At 72.8% G+C, this 23,965-nt stretch carries 13 protein-coding genes; 6 read left to right on the top strand and 7 right to left on the bottom strand.

Going from position 1 to position 23,965, the window contains the following annotated elements; genetic code table 11:
• Nucleotides 1–498: 498 nt before the first annotated feature.
• The 5 genes from ACFC79_RS19075 (at nucleotide 499) to ACFC79_RS19055 (ending at nucleotide 13,230) form a co-directional block, all read left to right on the top strand.
• Nucleotides 499–1,365: a DUF4132 domain-containing protein gene (locus ACFC79_RS19075; RefSeq protein ID WP_376241535.1), complete on the top strand. Its 867-nt coding sequence runs from the start codon at nucleotides 499–501 to the stop codon at nucleotides 1,363–1,365.
• The gene (locus ACFC79_RS19070) at nucleotides 1,362–6,275 is read left to right on the top strand and encodes a DNA-binding protein (protein WP_376241533.1); all 4,914 of its coding nucleotides are present in this window, start codon (nucleotides 1,362–1,364) and stop codon (nucleotides 6,273–6,275) included. The genes ACFC79_RS19075 and ACFC79_RS19070 overlap by 4 nt, the downstream gene beginning before the upstream one ends.
• A gap of 159 nt (nucleotides 6,276–6,434) precedes the next feature.
• Nucleotides 6,435–7,586 (top strand): AAA family ATPase, encoded by a 1,152-nt coding sequence (locus ACFC79_RS19065; RefSeq protein WP_376241531.1) that lies wholly within the window; start codon nucleotides 6,435–6,437, stop codon nucleotides 7,584–7,586.
• Nucleotides 7,583–11,362 carry a DUF5682 family protein gene (locus ACFC79_RS19060; protein WP_376241529.1) on the top strand — a complete coding sequence of 1,260 codons (3,780 nt, stop codon included), beginning with the start codon at nucleotides 7,583–7,585 and terminating at the stop codon, nucleotides 11,360–11,362. Before ACFC79_RS19065 ends, ACFC79_RS19060 begins: the two co-directional genes overlap by 4 nt.
• On the top strand, nucleotides 11,359–13,230 hold the full coding sequence (locus ACFC79_RS19055; RefSeq protein WP_376241527.1) for a hypothetical protein: 1,872 nt from the start codon (nucleotides 11,359–11,361) through the stop codon (nucleotides 13,228–13,230). The genes ACFC79_RS19060 and ACFC79_RS19055 overlap by 4 nt, the downstream gene beginning before the upstream one ends.
• 166 nt (nucleotides 13,231–13,396) lie before the next feature.
• Here the strand turns inward: ACFC79_RS19055 and ACFC79_RS19050 are convergent, their stop codons facing one another.
• Both ACFC79_RS19050 and ACFC79_RS19045 read right to left on the bottom strand, forming a co-directional pair.
• A complete protein-coding gene (locus ACFC79_RS19050) occupies nucleotides 13,397–13,828 on the bottom strand; it encodes a DUF3995 domain-containing protein (RefSeq protein ID WP_376241525.1) in 432 nt (143 codons plus the stop codon).
• A 10-nt stretch (nucleotides 13,829–13,838) separates the two neighbouring features.
• On the bottom strand, nucleotides 13,839–14,282 hold the full coding sequence (locus tag ACFC79_RS19045) for a DoxX family protein (protein WP_376241523.1): 444 nt from the start codon (nucleotides 14,280–14,282) through the stop codon (nucleotides 13,839–13,841).
• A gap of 123 nt (nucleotides 14,283–14,405) precedes the next feature.
• On the opposite strand from ACFC79_RS19045, the gene ACFC79_RS19040 reads away from it, so the two are divergent.
• Nucleotides 14,406–15,380 carry a LuxR C-terminal-related transcriptional regulator gene (locus tag ACFC79_RS19040; protein WP_376241521.1) on the top strand — a complete coding sequence of 325 codons (975 nt, stop codon included), beginning with the start codon at nucleotides 14,406–14,408 and terminating at the stop codon, nucleotides 15,378–15,380.
• 122 nt (nucleotides 15,381–15,502) lie between these two features.
• Here the strand turns inward: ACFC79_RS19040 and ACFC79_RS19035 are convergent, their stop codons facing one another.
• The 5 genes from ACFC79_RS19035 to ACFC79_RS19015 all read right to left on the bottom strand — a co-directional run bounded on the left by ACFC79_RS19035 (nucleotide 15,503) and on the right by ACFC79_RS19015 (nucleotide 23,945).
• Complete coding sequence (locus ACFC79_RS19035; protein ID WP_376241519.1) at nucleotides 15,503–16,723, bottom strand: hypothetical protein; 1,221 nt, start codon at nucleotides 16,721–16,723, stop codon at nucleotides 15,503–15,505.
• 651 nt (nucleotides 16,724–17,374) lie between these two features.
• Nucleotides 17,375–18,382: a 2,3-diaminopropionate biosynthesis protein SbnA gene (gene sbnA / locus ACFC79_RS19030; protein WP_376241517.1), complete on the bottom strand. Its 1,008-nt coding sequence runs from the start codon at nucleotides 18,380–18,382 to the stop codon at nucleotides 17,375–17,377.
• A 213-nt stretch (nucleotides 18,383–18,595) separates the two neighbouring features.
• Nucleotides 18,596–19,666 (bottom strand): 2,3-diaminopropionate biosynthesis protein SbnB, encoded by a 1,071-nt coding sequence (sbnB, locus tag ACFC79_RS19025; RefSeq protein ID WP_376241515.1) that lies wholly within the window; start codon nucleotides 19,664–19,666, stop codon nucleotides 18,596–18,598.
• A complete protein-coding gene (locus ACFC79_RS19020; RefSeq protein ID WP_376241513.1) occupies nucleotides 19,663–20,667 on the bottom strand; it encodes a TauD/TfdA family dioxygenase in 1,005 nt (334 codons plus the stop codon). The genes sbnB and ACFC79_RS19020 overlap by 4 nt, the downstream gene beginning before the upstream one ends.
• A 23-nt stretch (nucleotides 20,668–20,690) precedes the next feature.
• Nucleotides 20,691–23,945: an amino acid adenylation domain-containing protein gene (locus ACFC79_RS19015; RefSeq protein WP_376241511.1), complete on the bottom strand. Its 3,255-nt coding sequence runs from the start codon at nucleotides 23,943–23,945 to the stop codon at nucleotides 20,691–20,693.
• Nucleotides 23,946–23,965: the final 20 nt, after the last annotated feature.

Below are 23,965 nucleotides of genomic sequence, written 5' to 3'. Positions count from 1 at the left end.
CGGTGACCCGGTGACCCGGGGGATCGCTGCCGGACGTCGCGGCGGCCACCGATCTCGGTCCCCGGCCCGCAGGGCAAGCCGTACGGCCACCGGACCGGGGAGGAGACGATCCCTCAGGTCGTGTCCGGCGGATCGGGGCCGGCCGGACACGACCTGGAGGCCACCGCCTTCCTTCTCACCGAACACATCAACCGCCTCACCGACGCCCCGCACTTCGCCCCGCTCGGGCTCGCAGTCCCTCTCGGCCGTCCTCCGCGCGTACCTGCTGCGCGGAGGACGACCGGCCGCCCCGGGCCGCCCGACTCGGTGCATCCGGCCCCGTGGACCGGTTTCCTCGCCGGTGAGCACGGGGCGCGGGGAGCGCCGCGACGGCACCCCGGACCGACCCGCGTTGTCAGTGGTCCTCGTTAGTCTCCCCTCATATCGCAGTTCAGGGGCTTTGTGCTCCTTGGTTCGGGCTGCGCCGAGATCTGATGGACAGGCAGAGGGGCACGGCTGATGGCGTGGCTGGCAGCGGGTGAGGGGTACGAGATCACCCTTGAGGACGGGCGTGTGGTCGCACGGCGTGTCGGAGGGCGGCAGTTGAAGGCGCTGCCGAAGGCATTGCGCGACAGTCCCGAGGCCGACCGGCTGAGGCAGCTGGCCGAGTGGCTGGACCGGCACGCGGCCTCGTGCGTGGCGCAGGTGGATGCCTGGATGGTGTCGTCGCTTCCGGTTCCGACCGAGCTGATCGCGCGGGTGTGGCCGGACGAGGCGTGGCAGGCGGCGCTGCGTGACATGGCCGTCGTGGGCGACGATCCGGACGAGGTCGGCTTCCTGCGGGACGTCACCGGCGACGGGGAGCTCAAGGTGGTCGACCTCGACGGCGAGACCGTGCGGCTGTCGCCGCGCACGGTGACGCTTCCCCACCCCGTGCTCCTGCCGGACCTCGACGACGTACGGGACTTCGCGGCCGACCTCGGCATCACCCAGAAGGTGGAGCAGATCCACCGGGCGACCTGGGCCAGGCCGGACGGGCCGGATGCCGGGCGTCCGGAGACGGCGACGGAGGTACGGGACTACGCGGGCGGGAAGTTCGCCTCGCGGTTCGGTCTCGCGGCGCGCGCCACGGGCCTCGGCTACCGGGTGTCCGGTGGCTACGCCACCTGCAAGGTGCGTGAGGGGGGCCGCAGCACGGAGGCGTCGGTGTGGATCGGCGAGCCGTACTGGGACGGGGAGTCGGAGACCGGCGGGCTGAGCTGGCACGACGAGGACGGCCGCGCGGTGCGGCTGACGGAGGTCGGGCCGGTGGCCTGGTCCGAGGGGATACGCATGGCCGCTGCGCTGTACGCCGGCCGCACGATCGAAGAGGGTGGGGACGCGTGACCGGGACGGTTGGGAACGACAACAAGGAACTGCTCGCGGCAGGCGCGGTCCTCCCGGCCGACGCGCGGGGTGCGGGCCCTTCGGCGGTCGAACTGACCGCGCGGGCCTATCGCCACGCGGTGCTCGGCGAGGACCGGGTCGTCGTGCGGCTGGCCGCGGCCGAACTGGGCCCCGCCGAGGACCTCGCCGCCGGCTTCCTCGGACTCGAACCGCAGGGCGAGCCGGCCGTGGTCGGTCTCGGTCGGCGCCAGGAGCTCGGCTTTCCCGAGTGGGTGCTGGTGCACCACCCCGAGGACGGGCACCACGCCCTGGCGGTCGTGCCGGAGCTGGACCGGCTGGCCCGGCAGGCCAGGACCAAGCCCAAGGCCGCCCTGGACGCCTGCCACGAGCTGGCCGGGCGGCTCGCCGCGGCGGTCCCGCACTTCCTGCCCGTCTTCTACGAGCAGGCCGCGCGGGTCTTCCTCGGCGTCGAGAACAGCACGTACGCCGGCCAGCTGTTCGGCCGTGCCCGCACGAGCGAGGCGCAGTACGGGCTGACGGTCGACGAGGAGCGGCTGGACGCCGTGTTCCTGGAGTTCGCCCTGGCCGGCGCGCTGCCGGTGAAGGTCCTGACCGGTTACGGCAAGGATCTGTCGGCCCGGCTCGCGCCCGTCGAGGCGTACGAGCGGTTCCGGCGACTGTGCGTGCGCCGGACCGCCGGCGGTCTCGCGCCGTCCGCCCAGGCCGCGGTGGAGCTGAAGCGGCTCGCCCGCGCCGCGGCCCTGTCCGGCAACGAGGCGGAGCAGGACTATCTCGCCGAGCTCCTTCCGCTGCCGGCCACCTTGCGGGCCGCCGCCGGTTGGTGGAAGTCGCACCGCGGCGCGCTGATCGCGCTGGCCCGGCGCGTTCCGTCCGTGCGGGGCACGCTGCTGTCGATGACCCCGCCCGGGGACAACGGGGAGATGACCGAGCTGTGGCTGGGGATCCTGGCGGAGTCGGGGGCCGCCGCCGGTCTCGCGGACGCCGGCCTGCCGCAGGAGGAGCAGTGCTCCGACGGCGCTGCGGGCTGGCTGGAGCGCTTCCACCACGCCCGGCATCACGGCTGGGGGCCGCGCCCGACGCCGCCCGCCCTGCTGGAGCTGGTCGGGCGGGCGGCCGGCCGGCTGCGCGCAGATCTGACGGCACGGCCCGAGGACGAGCGGTTCCTGCGGATCGGCGTCGAGGACGTGAACCTGCTGGACCTCCTGCTCTCGCTGGAGATCGCGGTCGCCGATCCCGAGGAGAAGTCCGCCCACCACCAGCGCGGCAGCGCCCTGAACCTGTCGGACTGGGCACGCGGCGAGGAGCCGCGGGACCTGGTCGCGCTGGCGGCCGACCCGCGCTTCCGGCCCGCCTTCGGACGTGGGGCGTACGGCTACAACAACGCGTCCTCCGGTGCGGACGTGATGCGGCGGCTGGCCGCCTCGCCCGGCGGCCGGCCGATGCTCACCGAGTGGATGCGCGAGGTGGCCGCCTCGTCGGTGGCGGCCGGGCTGCCCGGACTGCCGGAGGCGATCGAGCGGCTTTCGTGGCTGCCCCCCGAGGCCCTCGCGCTCGCGCCGCAGGAGGTCGCGGCCGCGGCAGGCGCCGATCTCGGCGAGGCCGTGGCGCGCACGCTTCGGGGCGGTCTGTGGGAGGAGCTGCGCTGGCCGGCGTGGGAGGAGGCGCTGATGGAGCTGGCGCCGGAGCGCCACACCACCGAGGGCCTGACGGTCGTCGAGTCCTGGCCGTATCTGATCGTGGCCAACGCCACGCAGGCGCGCGTCATCGACGCCGACTCCACCGTTCTCGTGCACGATCTGCGGGTGCCCACCACGTCCGTGTGGCAGACGGGCTTCCACTACGTGGACGGTGCACTGCTGGTGTTCTGGAGCACGTACGGTCGCGGCGAGCCGCAGGGCTACTGGCACACCGCGCCCGACACGGTGTTCGCTCTCGCCGACGCCGGCTCCTGGGTCATGCGTTCGGACCACCTCAGCCTGCAGCTGCCCGGCGGCGGCCGCACCACCGGCGGCGGGGTACTTCACAGCGGTGACACGAAGCTGCCCGCGGAGCGCGCGCTGCTGTCCGACGGCACGTCGTACTGGGTGTGGCAGGACAGGGACGGGGAGGACAAGGGCGGCTGGCTCGAGTACGACCCCGTGGGCGGCGCGTACGGCCGACGCTCGCAGCCCGGTTTCCTCGCCGACGCGCTGCTGCGGCACGCCCCCGGGGCCGAGTTGGCGGCCGGCTCGTGCCGACTGCTGCCCGCCCCGGCGGTGGCGGGTTCGGCCCAGGGGGCGTCCGAGGACGGGCTCCTCGGCTGGCGTGTCGTGCGGCTGCCCGACGGCGGCCACCACGGCGAGGACACCACGGGACGGTTCGTCACCCTTCCGAAGGGCGCCGACAAGCCGGTTGCCGCGCTGACGTTCCCAGGCGACGACCGGCCGCGGGCACTGACCCAGCAGTGGCGCGAGCTGTCGCTCAGCGACCCGGAGGGCATGGTCACGACGACGGTCCGGTGCGACCACCGCAACGAGCTGTACGAGACCGCGGCCCAGGCCCTGCCGCCGCTGCCGTACCTGTACATGCTGCGCGCGCGTGATCCGCAGGGGTCGGCGGCGCTGCGGCGCGCCGACACGGAGTCGGCCGGAGTCCTGCTGAAGGCGGCCGTGCTCGCGGAGCGGGTGGCGGACCTGCCCGAGCTGGTGAGCGCCGCGCTGCCGCAGGTCTCGGCCCCCGAGCTGATCGCCGGCGTGGTGAAGGTGCTGCGCTTCGCGGTGCGGCAGCAGAAGGTGCTGGACGCCGTGGCCGCACGGCTCGACCCCGGCGCCGAGCCCACGGAGGCCCGGGTCCAGGGACCGAGCGACCGCGTGCTCGTCAAGGCGCTGGACGGCATCGTCGACACCGGCTACTACGGCTACGGCGCGGACACCGACGTGACCCACCGCTACCTGGAGACTCTGGCGTCCGTGCGCGCGGACACCGCCGCCACGGCGCTGCCGGGCCGACTGCACTTCGATCTGCCGTCGCTGCCCCACTCGGCACTGCCGTTCGCCTCGCTCCTGGACGAGCCGGCCGCGATCGCCTACCGGGTCGTCGCGCCCGGCAGCGACCCGGAACACCGGGCGGCCCTGCTCGAAATCCTCGACCGGGTGGACGCGCTGGGGCTGGCCTCGACGGCGGCCTCGGCCGGTCACTGGCGCCGGGTCCTGGTCCGCCTGGCGACACCCCACCTGCACACGCCGGACGGCCAGCGGCGCAACGTTGCGCACCGCAGTGTGCTGCCCCTGGGCGGCGGTGCTGCGCTCGGCTTCACCGAGCACAACTCCGGCGTCGACGACGGGTGGGAGTTCGGCGCGCTGCTCCACGACCCGAGCGGCCGTTTCGAGGTGCCCGGCCCCTACACCGTGAGCGGTGACGCGCCGGTGGGCGACCGGGTGCGCGGCGCCGACTGGCTGACCGGCTTCCTCGGGGAGGCGCGGTCCCGCGAGGCAGTGCCCTTCCTGCCGGAGGCCGCCGACGAGTTCAGCCGCCTCACCGGTGTGTCCCGGGCGCTGGCCCGGATCATTCTCGCGGGCATGCCCGGCGTGGACAGCTGGGAGAACAACTTCCTGCCGACCGAGCTGCGCAAGACGCTCGGGCTGAAGGTGGCCGAGGCGGGACAGGCCCGCGACGAACTGCGCGCGCTCCCGGTCGGGGTACGCCGGGCGGTGCTCGCGGCGCTCCTGCCCGACGACCCGGCACGGCTGTGGAGCGAGGGCCCTGACGTGGCGTCGGCGGCCGCCGTGTGGAACGAGAAGGTGGGACGGCGCCGACAGGTGCCCGACTGGCTGGCGGCGGAGGCTGCGCGCGTCGCGCGCGGCGGCTGGCCCGTGCACCGGGCACTCCCGGCGCTGCTGGAACCGGCGTCGTCGCCGGAGCTCGGCGTCGACGTGCCGTGGCGCATCGAGGGCGATCGCCCGGCGACTGCGTCCCCCGCCGATGAGCCGTTCACCTCGGCGGTGCTGGTCGGCTCGATGAGCCTGACGGCCTGGCTGGCCCACCGGCTGCCCGCCGGCGACCCGGTGCGGGCGGCGCTGCCGAGTGCGCTGACCGCCGTGCGGCAGCGTCTCGCGGCACCCGAACTGCTGCTCTCCGCCGGGCACTACACGAGCCTCGCGGACTTCCGGAAGGTGGCCGGCGCACCGACGGAGACGGCACCGGACCACGAGCGGTACGGCGCGGTGCTCATGGCCACGCAGGACGGCCAGCCCCAGCCGGCCATCCGGCCCGCCCTGCTGGACTCCACCGGCTTCGACCCGTACCTGGTGGCACTGCGCGGCGCCGATCAGCAGCAGACCGGGGTCGAGGCGGCCCTGCAGCGGGCGCACGACCCGGCGTTCGCGCGGCTGCTGGCCGACCCGGGCGCGCCCGCGGCCGGCGCGACGGACGACGAGGGCCTGTGGTGGCCGCAGGATCCGTCTCGTTCGGTACCCGAGCGGGTGGCCGAGGTCGCCGAGGCGCGCGGTCTGACCGCCGACGCGGCGACGCTGTACCTGATGCTGCTGGCCATGCCCGACCCGACGGACCGCAACACCGCGCGATGGACGGGGTGGAAGCCGGCCCGCCTCAAGGCTGCGCGGGCCGAACTGGCCGAGACCGACCTGGTGGTGTCGGTCGTACGGGCCCGGGCGGGACGCTCGCTGGTCCTGCCGGGCGCCTGGGCGGAGCAGTCGGCGCCCGTCCTGCCCGTCGAGCAGTGGAAGCTGCCGATGTACGGGGTGGCCTCGGGAAGTCGGCCGGTGCTGGGCGCCCTGGTGCCGGTCGAACCGGCCGCGGAGCTGTTCGCCCGGGCCTGGCAGCGGATCCTCGACGGCGATGTCCCGCGCTTCGAGGAGCTGAAGGTGCGGCGAACGAGACGCCGCCGCTGAGGCGCCCTCACCGTGGCGCTGCCGAACGGCACCTGATGCGCCGCCGACCGGCCGCCCGTCGCCGGCACGGCGCGGCGCACCCGCCCCGGGTGCGCCGCGCCGCGCCGGTTCCCCCGCCCCGTACGCAACACCTGTCGAACCATGACGAAGGAAACCCGCATGACCGTCACCGAACCCGCACCCGTCCGGCAGGGCCAGCCGGCCGAGGAGCGCCACGCCGCCGAACTCGCCTTCCTCGCCGCCCAGGACCCCGGGCCGCGGCCGCCCGGCTGGGCGCTCACCCCACGCGCGGTGGTCACGTTCGTCTGCGGCAGCGACGGCGTGGAGCTGGCCCTGCCCCGGCGTCGCGCCGGTCTGCCGTCGAAGCTGGTGATCGCCCCGAAGTTCGTCGGCGAACGCGCGCTGGTCGAACGCTGTGTGGTCACCCTCGCCGGAGAGCGCGGGCTGCTGCTCACCGGTGAGCCCGGTACGGCCAAGTCGATGCTGTCGGAGCTGCTCGCGGCCGCTGTCAGCGGGACCAGCGCACTGACGGTGCAGGGCACGGCGGGCACCACCGAGGACGCGTTCCGCTACGGCTGGAACTACGCCCTGCTGCTCGCCCAGGGCCCCACCCCGCAGGCCCTGGTGGACTCCCCGGTCCTCGCCGCCATGCGGGCCGGACGGGTGGTGCGGGTCGAGGAGATCACCCGCTGTCTGCCCGAGGTTCAGGATGCCCTCGTCTCCATCCTGTCGGACCGGCGGATCACCGTACCCGAGCTGACCTCCACCGAGGACGCGGTTGTCCGCGCCGCCCCCGGCTTCACCGTCATCGCCACCGCCAACCTGCGCGACCGGGGCGTCTCCGAAATGTCGGCCGCGCTGAAGCGCCGTTTCAACTTCGAGACCGTCGACCCGATCGCCGACGCCGACGCCGAGGCGGTCCTGATCCGCCGCCAGGCTGTCGCCGCCGTGCAGCGGGCGGGCGCGGCCTTCGCCGTCGACGAAGCCGTCCTCGATGCCCTCGTCACCGTCTTCCGGGACCTGCGCTCCGGCCGCTCCACCGAGGGCTGGGACGTGGAGCGGCCGGGCACGGTCATGTCCACCGCCGAGGCCGTCCAGGTGGCGGCGTCGCTCGGGGTCGCTGCCGCCTACCTGCCCGGCGGGGACGTGCTCGACCTGCTGCCGGGACATCTGCTCGGCGTGGTCCGCAAGGACGACCCCGCCGACCACGCACGGCTGCTGGGCTACTGGGACGGCCCGGTGCGCCGTCGCGCGGAGAACGGCTCGGCGATGTGGCGCCGGCTCTGGGACCTGCGCGGGAGTCTGCGTTGACGACCGTCGATCCACGCACGGCCGTGGACGCACTTGTCGCATCACGTGCGCCGTACCTGCTGGGAGTGCGCCACCACAGTCCGGCGCTGGCCGCGGTGGTACCCGCTCTGCTGGACGAGGCACGGGCCGAGGTGGTCTGCGTCGAGCTGCCGACCGACTTCCAGCCCTGGCTCGAACACCTGGCGGACCCCGAAACCGTCGCCCCGGTCGCTCTGGCCGGGGCGGGCGAGGGGGGACGGCTTTCGTTCTACCCGTTCGCGGACTTCTCACCGGAGCTCGCCGCGATCCGCTGGGCCAGAAGCCGCGGGGCGGAGGTCGTGTGCTGCGACCTTCCCCTCGGCGACCCGCGCTGGTCGGCGGGGGCGCCCGGACCGGTGCGCGAGCCGGACGGGAGCGAGGCCGTACGTCCGGAGGCCGATGCTCCTTCGGCGGCCACGGGTGCGCTCGACGCCGGTCCCGACCCCGCGACCGGCGACGGGACGGCGCGGGTGCGGCGCTCGTACGCCGAGGCGCTCGCCGCCGCCGGGACCGGCAGGGACGGTGACGACCTGTGGGACCGCGCGGTGGAGGTGCTGGCTCCGGGGTGCGCCCCGGACGCGGTGCGCCGAGCCGCACTGGGCGTGGGCTGGGCCCTTCGCGCCGACGCCGCCGTACCCGCCGCCGACCTGGCGCGGGAGGAACGGATGCGGCAGGTGATCGCCTCTGCCTCGGCGGACGGGCGCCGGGTGGCAGCCGTGATCGGTGCCTTCCACGCACCCGCGCTTCTCGCGTCCACGGAGGCGGACGCCGGAGCGGGGGCCGGGGCCGGGGCCGGGACGACGGGCGTCCGCGGCGCCACCGGGCGGGCGGCCGTCCCGTCCGAGGCCGGGCCGCGCGGTGCGGGGCCCCGCGCGCGGGGGTCCGGTACGGACGCGACAGGGGGCTGGGCGGCCGGCAGGGCCGGGGAGGACCGCACCGCGGAGACCGAGGGCCCGGCGGTGACCTCCCTCGTGCCGTACTCCTTCGACCTGCTCGACTCCCGGTCCGGCTACCCGGCCGGAATCCGCGACCCGTTGTGGCAGCAGGCGGTGCTCACCGCCGCCGGCGACACGGAACGAATCCGGGAGGCGGCGGCCGACGCGGTGACCGCCCTGTGCCGCGAGATGCGCCGCGGCGGCCACACCGCGGGGACCGGCGAGGCCGCCGAGGCGCTGCGCCTGGCCTGCGACCTGGCGGCCCTGCGCGGACTGCCCGCGCCAGGGCGCGGCGAACTCCTGGAGGCCGTCACCACTGTCCTCGGCCAGGGCGAACCCCTCGGCCGGGGCCGGGCCCTGGCCCGCGCGCTGGAGGCCGTGTTCGTCGGCACCGCACGCGGCCGGATCAGCCCGCACGCGCCCAGGTCCGGTCTCGGCCCCTCGGTCGAGGCCGAGCTCGCGGAACTGCGGCTGCCCCGACCGGACGACCCCGACCGCCGCGACCTGCGCCTCGACCCGCTCCGTTCGCCGCTGGACGGCCGCCGCGAAGTGCTGCTCCAACGGCTGCTGGTGATCGGCGCCTCGTACGGCGAACCCCTGGACGTGGCGAGCACGGGCGACGGCACCGCGCTCGGCACCAAGTGGCGTCTGGCGTGGACGCCGTCCGTGCCCGCCCGCCTCGACCTCGCCGGCGCGCGCGGGGTGACAGCGGCCCAGGCCGCTGCCGGCACGCTCACCGCGACCGCGCGCCACGAGGCCGCCGAGGGCGGCCCCACTCCGGCCCAGATCCTCACCGGGCTGACCGCCGCCGCGCGCTGCGGCCTGCCCGAACTTGTCGACGCACGCCTGCACGAGGCATCCGCCGTGCTGCCCGACAGCGCCGACCTGCCGGAACTCCTCCAGGCCCTGGACCTGTTGGAAGGACTGCGGCGCGGCCACCACCCCGGCACGACGCAGGACGCCCGCACGACGGCGGACGCGCTCACGGAGGAACTCCTCGAAGCCGCGGTCCGGTCCCTGCCCGGCCTCGCCGGGAGCGACAGCGGCGCCGACGCCGCGGCGCTGGTGGCACTGGCGGACCGGACGGCCGCCCGTCACCTGGGCCTGCGACTGGACCGGGCGCTCGCCGAGCTGGCGGCCGATGGCTCCCCGCTCATCCAGGGCGCGGCCCTGACCGTACGCGTGCTGCTCGACCTGGACGACGCGGCCGGGCTGGGCGAGCGTACGGCCGGCTGGATCGACGGGGCCACGACTCCGGACACGCGCCGGGCACTGACGAAGCGTCTCGCCGGGCTGCTCACCGCCGCCGGTCCCCTGCTCCAAGCCTCGCCGGACGCGCTCGCCGCGCTCATGGACCGGGTCGACACGCTGGCCGACCAGGACTTCCTCGACCGGCTCCCGGCCCTGCGCGGCGGCTTCGACACGCTGGCCCCGGCCGCGCGCGACAGGCTGCTCACCACCGTGACCGAGCGGCTCGGCGACCGGCTCGACCTGTCACTCGACGCCCCGCCCGAACTGCTCGCCCTGTGGGCGGCGGCCGACGCGGCCGGATCGGCGGCGCTGAAGGCCCTGGGCCTGCCGGGCGCGGACGCCGACGCAGGAACGGACCCGGGACCGGGCGCGGACCCGGACGCGGCAGGGAATCCCCGCCCCGCACCCCCACCCGCCGCGGACAGCGCCGCCGCGGACGACGCGGACCGACGGCTCGGCCGTGCCGACCGCTGGCGGCTGCTGCTCGGCCGCCACAAGGAACGGCTCACCGGCGACGCACGCCGCTACGCCCACGCCCTGGACGAGCTCTACGGCCGCGGGCGCGGCGAAGGCGCCCAGGACCTGGACGGCGGCGCACCAGGTCAAGGCGGCGGTCAGGACCCGTCCTTCCCCACCGCGCGGGAGTGGGCGCAGGAGCTGGAGGCCCTCTTCGGCACCGACGTACGCGAGGAGGTCCTCGCGGAGGCCGCCGACGCGGGGCGCACCGACGTGCTCGCGCAGCTCGATCCGGCGTCGGTACGCCCGTCGGTGGAACTGCTCGGTTCGGTGCTGTCCCTGGCCGGAGGCATGCCCGAGGCCCAACTCGCCCGGCTGCGTCCGCTGGTGAAGCGGCTCGTGGACGAGCTGTCCCGGGAGCTGGCCACGCGCCTGCGCCCGGCGCTCACCGGTCTGGCCACCCCGCGCCCGACCCGACGGCCCGGCGGGCGCCTCGACCTCGCCCGTACCCTGCGGGCCAATCTCGCCCACACCCGACGGACGGAGGACGGCCGGGTCGTCGTCGTACCGGAGCGCCCGCTGTTCAGCACGCGGGCGAGCAAGGAGGCGGACTGGCGCCTGGTCCTCGTCGTCGATGTCTCCGGCTCGATGGAGGCGTCGGTGATCTGGTCGGCGCTGACGGCCGCGGTCCTCGGCGGGGTTCCGACCCTGTCCACGCACTTCCTGGCCTTCTCCACGCAGGTGATCGACCTGACCGACCGGGTCGAGGATCCGCTGTCGCTGCTGCTGGAGGTCCGGGTCGGGGGCGGTACGCACATCGCGGCCGGTCTCGCGCACGCGCGTTCGCTGATCACCGTGCCGAGCCGCACGCTCGTCGTCGTGGTCAGCGACTTCGAGGAGGGCGCACCGCTCGGCGGGCTGCTGGGCGAGGTGCGCGCCCTGGCGTCCTCCGGCGCCCACCTGCTGGGCTGCGCGGCGCTCGACGACACCGGCACGCCGCGCTACTCGGTGTCCGTGGCACGCCAACTCGTCGCGGCCGGTATGCCGGTGGCCGCCCTCAGCCCACTCGAACTCGCCCGCTGGGTGGGCGACCGCCTCCGTGGAGAACCCCGTTGAGTACCGAACTCCTGCCTCCCGTCGCCCCCGACGTCCTCGCCGACGCCGTGGAGCAGCTCAGCGCACGGCTGCGCAAGAAACTCGACGCGGCGATCCCGGGCTGCGCCGACCGGGCCGCCGCCACGGCAGACGGGGCGGTCGAGGTCCACTTCGGGGAGGACGCCACGGTCACGCTGCGCCCGGGCCCGTCCGGCACGGTCACGAACGCGGAACAGGCAGTCTGCACCTGCCTGTTGGCCCCGCGCTGCCTGCACCGGGCCGCGGTTCTGGGCGCGGCACCCATCGCCGACGGGGAGGTCGGAGCGGGCGGGGGCGACGACTCGGGTACGGGCAGGACCGCAGGCTCAGGTACAGCCCCCGACACGGGGGCGAGGCCGGAGGAAGCCGCACCCGCCGTCCCCGTCGCCGACGTCGCGGCCACGACGGTCGCGCCGGCCGCCCTCACCACGGCGCAGGTCCGCGCCGCAACGGCGCTGTGGGACGCTGCCGCCGAAGCCTTGTCCGCCGGAGTCACGGCGGGCGGCGTGGTGGTGCAGGCCGAGTTGCTCCGCGCCGCCCACACCGCGCGGCTGGCCGGGCTGCCGCGGGCCGAAGCGGCCGCGCTGAGGGTCGTACGGAGCCTGAGGGCCGCGCGGGAGCGGAGCGAGGGACAACGTCTCGCCGACCTCACCGGAGCCTTCCGTGAGCTGCTGGCCGGCGCCGCCCTGCTCGCCTCCGGTTCGGCCGACACGGACGCGGCGGGCTCCACGCGCCGGGTCTACGAACAGGGCGGCAGCCTGCGGGTGTACGGCCTGTGCCGGGAGCCGGTGCTGTCCGCGACGGGGTACGGCGGAGTGACCACGCACCTGGTCGGTTCGGACGGCGCCGGTTACACGGTGTCCGACGTGCGCCCCGGTGGCCTCGCCCGCGCGAAGGGCGCGGGGTCCGCAGCCGTGGCGCTCGGCGGTGCCGTCCTCGACCACGCCGGGCTCGCGCGCGGGGGTCTGCGGATCGTCGGCGCGACCGTCTCCGCCGACGGGCGGCTCGGGGCAGGGCGGGGTGTCGGCGCGACGCCGCTGCGCGGGGTGGACTGGTCCGAGGAACCCGTCGCCGCCCTCTTCACCCGACCGGTGCGGGAGGCGATGGCCGCCGTACTCGCCGACGACGTGCCCGAGACGGGTGGGCCGGGCAGTTCGGCGCCGAGCCTGCTGGGCTGCGACGTCGAGGTGATCGGTGCGGTCGGCGACTCCGTCGTCGTCCGCGTTGCCGGTGGGGGACCACTGCTGCGGCTCCGCCCCGCGCACCCCCACCCGGAGCTGCCGCACACCGCCAACCTGCGCCGGATCGCCGAGCACCCGGGGCTCGCCCTGCGGGTGCTCGGCCGTCCCGACCTGGACCGGACGGCGACGCTCCGGTCACTGGCGGTCGGGCCGGTTCCGGGGGCGTCCGCCACGCTGCGGCTGCCGGACGGGTGGAAGGGCCGTGCCGACCTGGGCTACGACCGGCTCCAGGGCGAGCACTTCCCCCGCGAGACGGCGGGAACCGCGGTCTGCGGGCCGGTCACCGTGGGCCCCGACCCGCTCGCGGAGGCACCGCTGTGGCGTGTCCGGCGCCTGCTGGAGACGGGCGTCGCGGGCGGTCGCCGTGCCGTGGCCGAGGCGGGCCGCGGGACGGACGCGGCCTCGCTCTCCGCCCGCCTGACCCGGGCGGGACTCGGCGGAGCCGCCCACCTCGCACAGGCCCTGACAACGGAAGCGGGCCGCCGCCCCCGCGACCCCTTCGGCCGCCTGACCGACCCCTCGGCCGACGCCTACGCGAGGGCCTGGCTCGCCTCCGCCGTGCACCTGGCGGCTGCGGAACGCTCGCTGGTGGCCGCATCCTGGTCGTGACCTACCGGCTGAGCCCACCGGGCCGCCCGGTGGGCTCGGGCGGCAGCCGAAGGGCCCGGGTCCCGGTCCTTCCGGCGTCCCGCACCACCAAATACGGCAGCCCGTCTGCGGACTCCTCCACCAAGCCGCTCCCAAGCCACCGGTGACGGCACGGGGCCGTCTTTGCTCAACTGTTGCGCCGGGCGGCGGCGACCGCGGTCGATGTCGCGAGCGCGAGGCACAACGGCGAATAGGCGAGTCGGTCGAGGCGCCGGAAACGGGACGAGACCGATCCGGGGGACAACAGATCGGTCCGCCCGACGAGCCCTGCCACACCGCGCACGCTGAGCACTCCTGCGACGCCGGCCGCGCCCAGCCGGGACAGCGCCGGGTACCGCCGGGGCTGTCCGGCGACCAATAGGGCCGCGGTCCCCAACGCGCCTGCCACGACATGGCAGGCGACCGGGCCGGGCATGTCCGGTCGGCCGGTCACCGCGTCCGCGAGGGACTCCCGGTCGGACATCGGCCACGACGAACCCCGGCCCCAGGCAACGTGCATACCCGCAAGAGCGGTCAACGCCGTGACGGAAACCCGGCGGGCAGTGCGTTCGATCTTCATGGCGTTGACGCTATCCCCCGCGCCCCGGGGAAGTCCGAGCGGGTGGCCGGCCGCGGCGGACAGCGCACGCCCAGCAGCAACCGGCCGTCGAGGACGAGGGCCGCGGCCTGCCGGCGGTGGCGATACGTGATCCCCGGTGCTCGGCCGCCGGGACGACGAGGAGCACGTCGGCGCCGGGCGTTCCCTTGACGTCCTTGACCCGCAGGTGGGCGATCACGGCGCCCAGGAAGTACAGGACCACACCCACGGCCGCCGCGACGCCGAGTGGACGGCAGCCGATGCCGACGAGCAGGCCGACCGCCCGGCGAACTCCAGAAGTGTGGTCGACCAACCATCTGCGGGTCCGACAAGAGCCGACCTGTCGCCGCGTCGCACCGCCGCCGGCGCGACTCCGTCGCCACGTGTCGCGGCTTCCGGCGGATTTTCCACCGGCTTCACCGGCGCCGCTCGTCACGCCGTCCGCTCCGGGGCCGCGTGATCACGCCGGTGTTACGCTGACGATCTTTGGCGGAATGGCAGCCTCCGCAGTGATGGGGTCGGTGGGCGGTGTCGTGCGGCGCCGCCGGGTTGGGGGGACATGCGCACGCTGCGCCCATTGCAGGCTCTCGGTCTCTCCGCGACGGCGGAAGCCGTCTACCTCACGCTCGTGGAACGGGGTCCGCAGACCCCGGCCGAGCTTTCCGGTCGGCCGGCGTCGGCCGGGGCGCCGCTCGAAGGCATCGAGGAAGCCGTCGCCGAACTCGGCGACATCGGCCTGGTGACCCGTACCGACGGCCGGCTGACCGCCCAGCCGCCCCGCGCGGTGCTGGAGGCGGTCGCCGAGCAGCGCGCGCACCAGGCCCGGATCGCCTACGAGAGCGCCACGGCCCTGTCGCGGTACTGGCTCGACCACACCGTCGGAGCCGGTTATGTCGAGGTCGTCGACACCTCCGAGCGGCGCGGGGAGATCCAGTCGCGGGTGCACAACGGGGCCGTGTCCCAGGTGCGCGCGCTGTCGATAGGACCGGTGGGCGGGGGCGACCGGATGCCGGAGGTCGGCCCCGGCACGCTGGACGCGCTGGACCGTGGGATCGCCTACCGGGTGGTGTACAGCGCCAACATCCTGCAGGACCCCAAGGCGCTGGAAGTGGCGCACCGGTGCGTCGCCCGGGGAGAACAGGCCCGGGTCTTCCCCGATGTCGCGCTGAACGTGCTGGTCTGCGACGACCGTTTCGCCGTGGTGTCCGTCGCCGCCCCGAACCGTACGGGACACCACAGTGTCGTCGTGCAGCCGTCGGGGCTGCTGGACGGACTGATCGGCGTCTTCGAGTCGTACTGGCAGATCGCCGTTCCGCTCCCACCGGCCGGTGAGGCCGTCAAGAGCGAGGCGACCCCCGAGGGTCGGCAACTCCTGAGCTACCTCAGCACCGGGCTGACCGACGAGTCGATCGCCCGTGAGCTCGGGGTGAGCGAGCGCACCGTCGCCCGGCGCATCGCCCGCCTCCAGGAGATGCTCGGCGCCAAGACCCGGTTCCAGCTCGGCGTCCAGGCCAGCCGTCGCGGCTGGCTGTGACCCCGGGCCGCGGCCGGGCTCCTGGCATGGGCGCGCGGGGCGGGCCGGTGCGTGATCCGGCCCGCCCCACGCGGGTTCTCAGCTGCTCAGGCGTTCACCGCCCCACGGCGTGGTGGTGACCCCTACTTGCTGTCCGGCTTGACCAGGTCGGGCAGCTTGGCCTCGAAGAGCTTGTCGAACGCGAGGGCGGGCAGGATGTGGCCCTGGTTCGGCGCCTCGTCGGCCACACTCGCCCCCCAGGTCGCCGAGTTGAACCGCTGGTCGGGCGTGCCGTGGTGGCCGGAGCTGGTGAAGCTGCAGTCGCCGACCTGGTAGAACGACTTCTCGGACTTGAGGACGCGGGCGGCGTTCAGCGACTCGCCGCGGGAGTGCGTCAGGTAGTACGTGCCGAACGCGTCCGCCATGAGCTCGGTGCGGCGGGTGGCCTCCGGGCCGGTCAGGTCGCTCTCGAAGAGGTTCTTCTGGTACTGGACGTGGTGACCGAACTCGTGGCCCAGGATGCCGCGCGGTGCCACGTCGCCCAGGTTCACCGCGTTCATGCCCTGCAGGATGCCGTCACCCATGATGATCCGGTCCGTGACGCCGAGCGGCTCCGGTTCGTCCTTCTCGCTGTACGCGAAGGCGTTGAAGGTGAAGATCGGGTTGGCGCCGCCCTGGAGGACCGGCTCCGAGTCGACGAGTTCGATGAACATGTCGGCCAGGTCGAGGTTCTCCTCGGGCGTGCCGCCGTACAGCACGGAGAGCGTACGGGCGAGCCGGTCCGGGCTGGCGAAGACGTCCGCGCCGTGCATGGGGATCAGCTCGATGCGTGCCGAGTCGATGTCCCAGAAGCGCTTGAGGTTCTTCATCTCGGAGTTGAGCTGCTGGGTGTACTCACCCTTGACGCCGAACGTGTTCGACGACGACTCCTTGCCGTAGATCAGCGCGTCGTAGGTGGGCAGGTCGAAGCCGCCGTAGAGCGAGAGGATGAAGATGGTCCACGGGTCCTGGGCGCCATCGAGGAGGGAGTTGGCGTACTTCGACAGTTCGGTCGTCCGGCACTGGTAGTCGCCGGGATTGATCGCGCTGTCGCGGATCTGCTGCCACTCCTCGCCCTTCAGGCCGTACTTGGCTCTGGCCGCGTCGAGGCGTGCCTCCCAGTCGGCGGGCAGCTCGGCCTGGATCCGGTCGACGACGGCCTGGTGCTGCGGGTCCATGGAGGAGGTGTCGATGGGGGACTGCAGCGACCGGCTCGCCGCAGTCGTGACGCCGGTCGCGTCGGAGGCGTGCGCGGGAAGTGCCATGCCGAGGCCACAGGTCGCGGCGAGCGTCAGGCTCGCTGCCGCGGACAGGGTCTTCTTCACGGGATCTCCTTTCGAGGGTGCCCGGTAGGGCATCCAAGGGCGACGCCCAGTCTGTAAGCCCAACTACCGGATCAAGAACTGTCGTTCACTGTCTGAAACCGGCATGTCTGGAACCTGACAACTCATGCATTACGTTGTGTGTCCGCTGTCGGCGGCTCGGTCTGCGCACGCCCCACCGGCTCGACCGCACCCGCCCCTCATACGCGACGGGCGGGGTGGCGGCCGGGCAGTGGCGGGTGAGCCGCAGTCAGTGGGCTTCGGCGGCGGAGCCGGGCGGACTTTCCGGCCATCCGGCTCGCCGGTCGCCGGTCGCCGGAGAGGCGTCCGTACGAGGGGAGGACGCCAGAAGAGCCCCTGAAGCAGCGGTATCGCCCCTCAGGGCTGTCCCGTAACTGCCGGTCACAGTGGAGATGACCTCGCTGTGGCCGGTGTGATCACGGCGTCGGAGCCGTCCTGATCCGGTGTTGGTCACAGTCACGAGGGATGTGCGCCTGGACAGCCCCGTTCACCGCTGCGGAGAGTCGCCGAGGAACCCGCGGTGGACAGCGTGGAGCCGGAGTATGTGACCGTGGGCGGACGAACGCGGGAAGGTGCCCGGCGTGGACGGCGCACGGCCCCGGAACAGGGCCGGCACCGCGCCGCCCGACGGCCCTACGGTGTCGTCGACGAGGGGGCGGCTGCCCAGGAATCGGCGGCCTCCTTGTCGGAGCCGAGCACGTCCGCACCGTAGAGATCCTGTAGCCAGTCGGTCTGGTAGATGGTGTCGAGGTAACGCTCGCCGAGGTCCGGACCGATGGCCACTGCGGTGAGTTCGCGCGCGTCATGCCGGGCCATCCAGTCCGTTGCGCCGCTGATCACCGTGCCGGTGGAGCCGCCGAACAGGAATCCGCGCCTGGCCAGACGATGGCAGGCACGTATGGTGTTCGCCTCCTCGACACGAATCACCTCGTCGACATAGGACTCGTCGAGCAGCGGCGGGCGCATGCTCGTGCCCAGACCGGGAATCATCCGGCGGCCCGGCGAACCGCCGAAGGACACCGAACCGACGCTGTCCACCGCGATGATCCGCACCCGCCGGTGCCATTTCCGGAAGTAGCGCGCACAGCCCATCAGGGTTCCTGTGGTGCCGGCTCCGACGAACAGCACGTCCAGCCGTGGGAACTGACGGGCGATCTCCGGCGCGGTCGTGCGGTAGTGCGCCTTCCAGTTGCTCGGATTGGTGTACTGGCTGAGCCACACATACCGGTCGTCGGAGGCACACAGCGCGCGGACGTAGTCGAGCCGTGCGCCGAGAAAACCGCCGTTGGCCTCCTGTTCGGAGATCACGTGCACCTGGCTGCCCAACACCTCCATCATCATTTTGTTGGACAGATTGACGCGCGAGTCCGTCACACACAGGAACCGGTAGCCCTTGCTCGCCGCGATCACGCTCAGCGCCACGCCGAGGTTTCCGGACGAGGACTCGACCAGGATCGATTCCGGCGTCAGGATTCCATCCCGCTCAGCGTCCTCCACCATCTCGGTCGCGGCCTTCAACTTGATCGAGCCGGCGAAGTTGAAGCCCTCACACTTCAGGAAGAGCGAGTGCCCGAAGATCGCCCGGAGGTCGACATAGAGATCCTCTTCGTTGAAGGCGTAGGGAGCGGAAATGACGGGCACGATGGTCTCCTCTGTCTGGAGCAGAGCGCTATCGGAACTTCCCTCCGGCCGTGGGTGCGTTCCTCGTTTGTGCGGGCGAGCCCTCGTGTCCAACGGGGCGGGACGGGGGCCCGCGTCAGCGGCCGCTGTCTCATGTGTCAGGACCTGCTGCGACGTGACCGGTGGTCTCTCCTGGGAGCAGCCTTGAAGGGGCCTCCCGAACTCTTGGCCTGCTCATCCGTACCGGCTCATTTCGTGGAAGAAGTTGTCGATGACGTGCAACTCTCCGCGCCGGGCCACTTCGGAGTACACGTACTTGCCCACCGCGAGGTCGAGCACTCCGAGGCCGAAGGGCGAGAACACCACCGGCCGGTCCGTCGGCACCGTCGCCCGCCCGGCCATCACGTCGTCCAATGTGCCGTGCAGGAAGTCCCGGTTGCCCGTGAGTTGCTCGGCCAGATGCGGCGACGTGTCGGCCTTGAGGCAGTGCTCGACGTCATCGACGATGTTGGTCGAGGCGAGCAGGATCTCCGGCGCGAGGTCGCGCAGCGACACATGCAGTACCAGCGGGTTGTGTGCGAACCATGACAGGTCACTGACGTGCGGCTGACCGGCAACCGTGGCGAAGACCACCAGTTCGCTGTTTCGGATCAACTGCTCGGCGCTGTCGTGCACGGTGATTCGGCCGGAGGCGTCCGACTGCTCCAGGTAGCAGCGGAAGCCTGCCGCGCTGTCGGCGGACAGGTCGTGCACGCCGATCTCGTCGAACGACCAGCCGGTACCGACCAGGAAGGTGTGGATGTAGCGGGCGATCAGGCCCACCCCGAAGAACCCGACGCGCGTCGGTCGCGGCCGGTCTCGGCTGAGCCAGTCGGCCGCCGACGCCGCCGACGCTGCCGTCCGGGTGGCACTGATGATCGAACTCTCCATACAGGCGAACGGGTAGCCGGTGTCATGGTCGTTGAGGATCAGCACGGCCGATGCCCTTGGGATGCCGGCCGTCACGTTCTTCGGGAAGCTGGAGATCCACTTCAGGCCGTCCACCCGTGTGTCCCCACCGATCGAGGCGGGCAGCGCGATGATGCGGGAGGACGGGCGGTCGGGGAATCGCAGGAAGTACGACGGCGGGTTCACCGAATCACCGGCGCCGTGCACCCGGTAGGTGGTCTCGATCAACTCCGTGATCCGCTTCTCGCGTCCGTGCAGCGTGCGCCGGACCTGGTCACCGGAGATCACCGCGAACGGTGGCACGGTGATCGGGGCGACGCCTGCGGACTCTCCCGCGGTGGAATCGACAGTGGTCATCGCGTGGTCACCTCCACGGTCGGTGAGCAGTCGGCCAGACGCACCGGTTCGGCCATGGCGACGAGCACCTCGCGCGGTCCCTCGAAGGGCTCCCTGCTGTGCGCGGTGCGGACGTTGTCGACGAGCATCAGGTCGCCGGCCTGCCACGGTTCGCGTGCGGTGTTCGCCTCGTAGACGCTGTTGAGCAACTGGACGACGTCCTCGCCGATCGGGTCGCCGTTGCCGAATCGGGTGTTGAACGGCAACCCGTCGGCGCCGTAGACGTCCACCAAGTACTCGTGCACCTCGGGGGCCATCGTCCACTCGTTGAGGAACGCGATCTGGTTGAACCAGCAGCGTCGGCCGGTGACCGGGTGGCGCACCACGGCGCTACGGCGCTGCCTGGTGCGCAGTCCACCGTCGGGCTGCCACTCGAACGCGATTGCGTTGGCGCGGCAGTAGCGCTCGACGGCGCCCCGGTCGTCAGTGCCGAAGGCCTCGGTGATGGACGCGCCGATCTCGTCGTTGTAGCTGCGGGTGAGCAGCCAGCCCTCGCGCTCGAACCGCTCGGTCAACTCGGTGGGCAGTGCATCCAGCACGGTCGGTGAGTCGGCCACCGCGGTCGCCCCGCCGTCGGTGGGCGCGCTGAGACAGGCGAACATCATCAGGCCGGGGAACTCAAGCGTGTAGCTCAGTTCGTGGTGCATACACATGGGCTGGTTCGGCGGCCACTTCGATGAGGAGTACAGCCCGTAGGAGTAGGCATGCCGGGGTGCGAAGGCCTCCTGCTCGGTCATCGGACCGGTGGCCAGCTCTGAGAAGACGGCACCGGTCCCGGCCGCATCGCGCAGCCCGAGGCCACGGACCAGGACCGAACCATGCTCGGCGACGACTGCGCGCAGCGCTTTTCGGTGCTCGGCCGCCCAGACCGGCGCGTCACCGGTGGTTTCGGCCCGCACCCGTGGGGGTGCGCCGGAATTCAGTTCCACGTCGACCAGCAACGCCGCGGATGTGAACGACATCTCGTTTTCCCTTCAGCCGATACTCAGGAAGAAGCGGACAGTCCGGCGGCGTGCAGCACGGCCTTTGCTGCCTCGACCGGACGGGTACGCAGGAAGTAGTGGCCGCCGTCGGCGAGCTCGTGCAGGTCGACCTGCTCGGCCAGAAGCTGCCAGTCGAGGTACCGGCGCGGGTACTCCGCCGTGCTCGGGTCGTCCGCGGCAACGACCACGGTGACCGGAGCGGAGAGCTTCTGCGTCGGCGGGTGCTCCAGGACGTCGGCGAAGTATTTGTGTGCGGACACGCAGTCGTGCCGGTAGGCGGCGCCGACGTGCTCGGCCTGCTGCGCACCCAGCTCACCGAGCGAGGTGTGGCCGCCGCGCGTGCTCAGGCTCGCGGCGATCTCGGCGTTGCTCCGTCCGGTCAGCTCGGTGACGGCGGTGCGCCGGTCGTGGGCGTCACCGAGCAGTTGCGCGCCGAGGAACACCCGTTGGACGTCCACCCCGCGCTCCCGCAGTTTTCTGGCCGTCTCCACGGCCGGCGCGGTTCCCGAGGAGTGGCCCCACAGCAGGACCCTGGTCAGGCCACGCCCGGTGATCTCGTCGACGACCTGCTCGACCACCTGCGTCATCGGCACGAGCGACTCGCTCTCGGCGGCCACGTCGTGACCGGGCAACTCGACGGCGTAGACCGCCGGTCCACCGTCCGGCAGCGCTCCGGCCATCGGCCGGAAGTTCACCGCGTTGCCGCCGGCGTAGGGGAAGCACACCAGGGCTGCGGTCTGCGCACCGTCCGGTTCCGACAGTGGCTGAAGCAGCCCGGCACGCCGCGCGGACCTGCCGTCGATCAGCCCGGCCAGATCGGCGAGGACCGGGTGACCGGTGACATCCTTGAGGGACACCGCACGGTCCAGGACGATGGCCAGCTTTACTGCCGACAGCGACGTGCCGCCCCGGTCGAAGAAGTGGTCCCGCCGTCCGACCTGGTCCTGCGGGATGCCGAGGACCCTCGCCCATGCGGCTGCCAACTGCTGTTCGGTCGGCGTATCCGGCGCGCGGTAGTCGTCCCGGACGACGTCGAGTGCCCCGGCGAGTGCCTGCAGGGTCCTTCTGTCGATCTTGCTGTTGGCCGTCAGCGGCAGAGCCTCCCGCCAGTGAAAGGCCGACGGGACCATGTACGCGGGCAGCGACTCACCGAGCCGGTCCAGCAGGACGTCGGCCTCGACCGGCTGCCGACCGGAGTAGAACGCCACCAGGTGCTTGCTCCGGTCGGCCCGCTCGGCGACCACGACGGCACCGTCGCGAACACCGGGCACCCGCAACAGGGTGTTCTCGATCTCGCCGATCTCGATCCGGAAGCCACGGATCTTCACCTGGGTGTCGCGGCGGCCGAGGAACTCCAGCTTTCCCCCGGGCGTCCAGCGGCCGTAGTCGCCGCCCCGGTAGAGGCGGGCGCCCTCACGGTGCGGATCTGCCAGGTATGCCTGCCGGGTGCGCTCGGGGTCGTTGACGTATCCGCGGCCGACGCAGACGCCGGAGAAGACGATCAGGCCGGGGGCTCCGAGCGGCACCGGGATCAGGTGCTCGTCGACGACGTAGACGTACACGTTGTTGACCGCGGGACCCAGCAGGACCCGGTCTCCGTCGGGCACGTGGTCCATGACCTCGTGGTTGGTGTCGTCCGAGGTCTCGGTCAGTCCGTAGGCGTTGACCAGCCTGATCCCGGGCTGGGCGGCGAACCAGCGCTGCACGAGTTCCTTCTTCAGCGCCTCGCCCGTGACCGACACGCACCGCAGGTCCGGCAGCTCGCGTGGGTGCTGCTTCAGCCAGGACACGACCACGTCCAGGTAGGAGGGTACGACCTGGAGGACGGCGACCCGGCCGTCGACGATCTCGTCGACGAACCGCTGGACGTTCAGGATCACCTCCTGCTCCACCAGCAGGGTCCGCCCCCCGACCAGGAGCCCGGACACCAGCTGCCACAGCGAGATGTCGAAGCATTGGGGCGCGGTCTGGGCGACCACCTGTCCCTCGCCGATCTCCAGGTCGTCGATCTTCGCGTAGAGGTGGTTCAGCATGCCCGCGTGCTCGCACATCGCACCCTTGGGCTCCCCTGTGGAGCCGGAGGTGAAGTAGATGTAGGCGAGCCGGCCCGGTGCGATGTGGAGGCCCAGATCACCGTCGGCGTGGCCTTCCTCGTAGGCCGCGCCGACGAAGAGCTTCTGGACCCCGGACAGCGAGGCGAGGGCCTGGTCGAGCGTGGAGGTGCTGCCGGGTTCGGTCAGCACGAGGCCGCATGCGGCACGGGAGATCATGGTCGCGAGACGGTCGGCCGGGAAATGCGGCTCGATGGGCAGATACACGCCGCCGGCCTTGAAGACCGCGAGGACGGCGGCCATCCAGTCCAGGTTGCGCTCGGTCACCACCGCGACGACACCCTCGGGGCGCAGCCCCCGCGCCAGCAGGGCTCGTCCCACCCGGTTGGCGCGCGCGTTGAGTTCTCGATATGTGAGTTGCTGCTCCCCATGCACCGCGGCGACGGCGTCCGGGTGTGCCGCCACCCGCTGCTCGAACAGTTCGTGGAACCGGTGGTCCGGCAGTTCTCGGCGTGGACCGGCGAGTGATTCGAGCTGGAAACGGAGTTCCTCGGCGGAGAGCAGGTTCTGCCGACCGTGCTCGGCGTCCGGATCGGCGGCGATCAGTGCGAGTGCGGTGAGGTGATAACCGGCGATCCTGACAACGCAGTCCTCGTCGAGCACGTCGGTCCGATGGCGCAGCCGCAGCACGAGGTGGCCGCCGCGTTGCGAGAATCCCACCCACAGCACGGTGCTGTCGGCGACTTCGCCGCCCACGCCGTGTGGATCGAACACGGCCTCGATCGACGGCTCTGCCAGGCCCAGTTCGCACCTGAGCTCATCGACCGGGTAGTCCTTGTGCGACAGCAGGTCCGACGCGACTCGGTGAGCATCCAGCAGCAGCGTCCGCCACGAGTCGGGCTCGGTCGTCAGCCGGCAGAGCAGCGGTCGGCCGCCCTCCGCAGCGACGTACCCGGTTGCGACCTCGTGCTCGCCGGACAGCGCGGCGAGCACCTTGGCGTGTGCTGCCAGCAGCACCGAGTCGAGCGGTACCGTCAGGTCCTCGGCCAGCCGGCCCAACGCCGCGACGACGTCGTCCGGGACCGGCGTCTCGTGTTCGCCGACGCCCTTCACCGGATTGAGCGTCCACCGCGGGATTTCGGTGGATCCACCGGCGACGAGCACATCGCGCCAGAACTCCCGGTCGGTCTGCGCTTGCATTCCCATCTGGTCGTCCCTCTCCATTC

Origin of the sequence: Streptomyces sp. NPDC056061 (genome assembly GCF_042266885.1) — a bacterium.
Taxonomy (GTDB): Bacteria; Actinomycetota; Actinomycetes; order Streptomycetales; family Streptomycetaceae; genus Streptomyces.
Note: the sequence above shows the minus strand (reverse complement) of the source record. Positions and strands in the feature narration are given on the sequence as shown.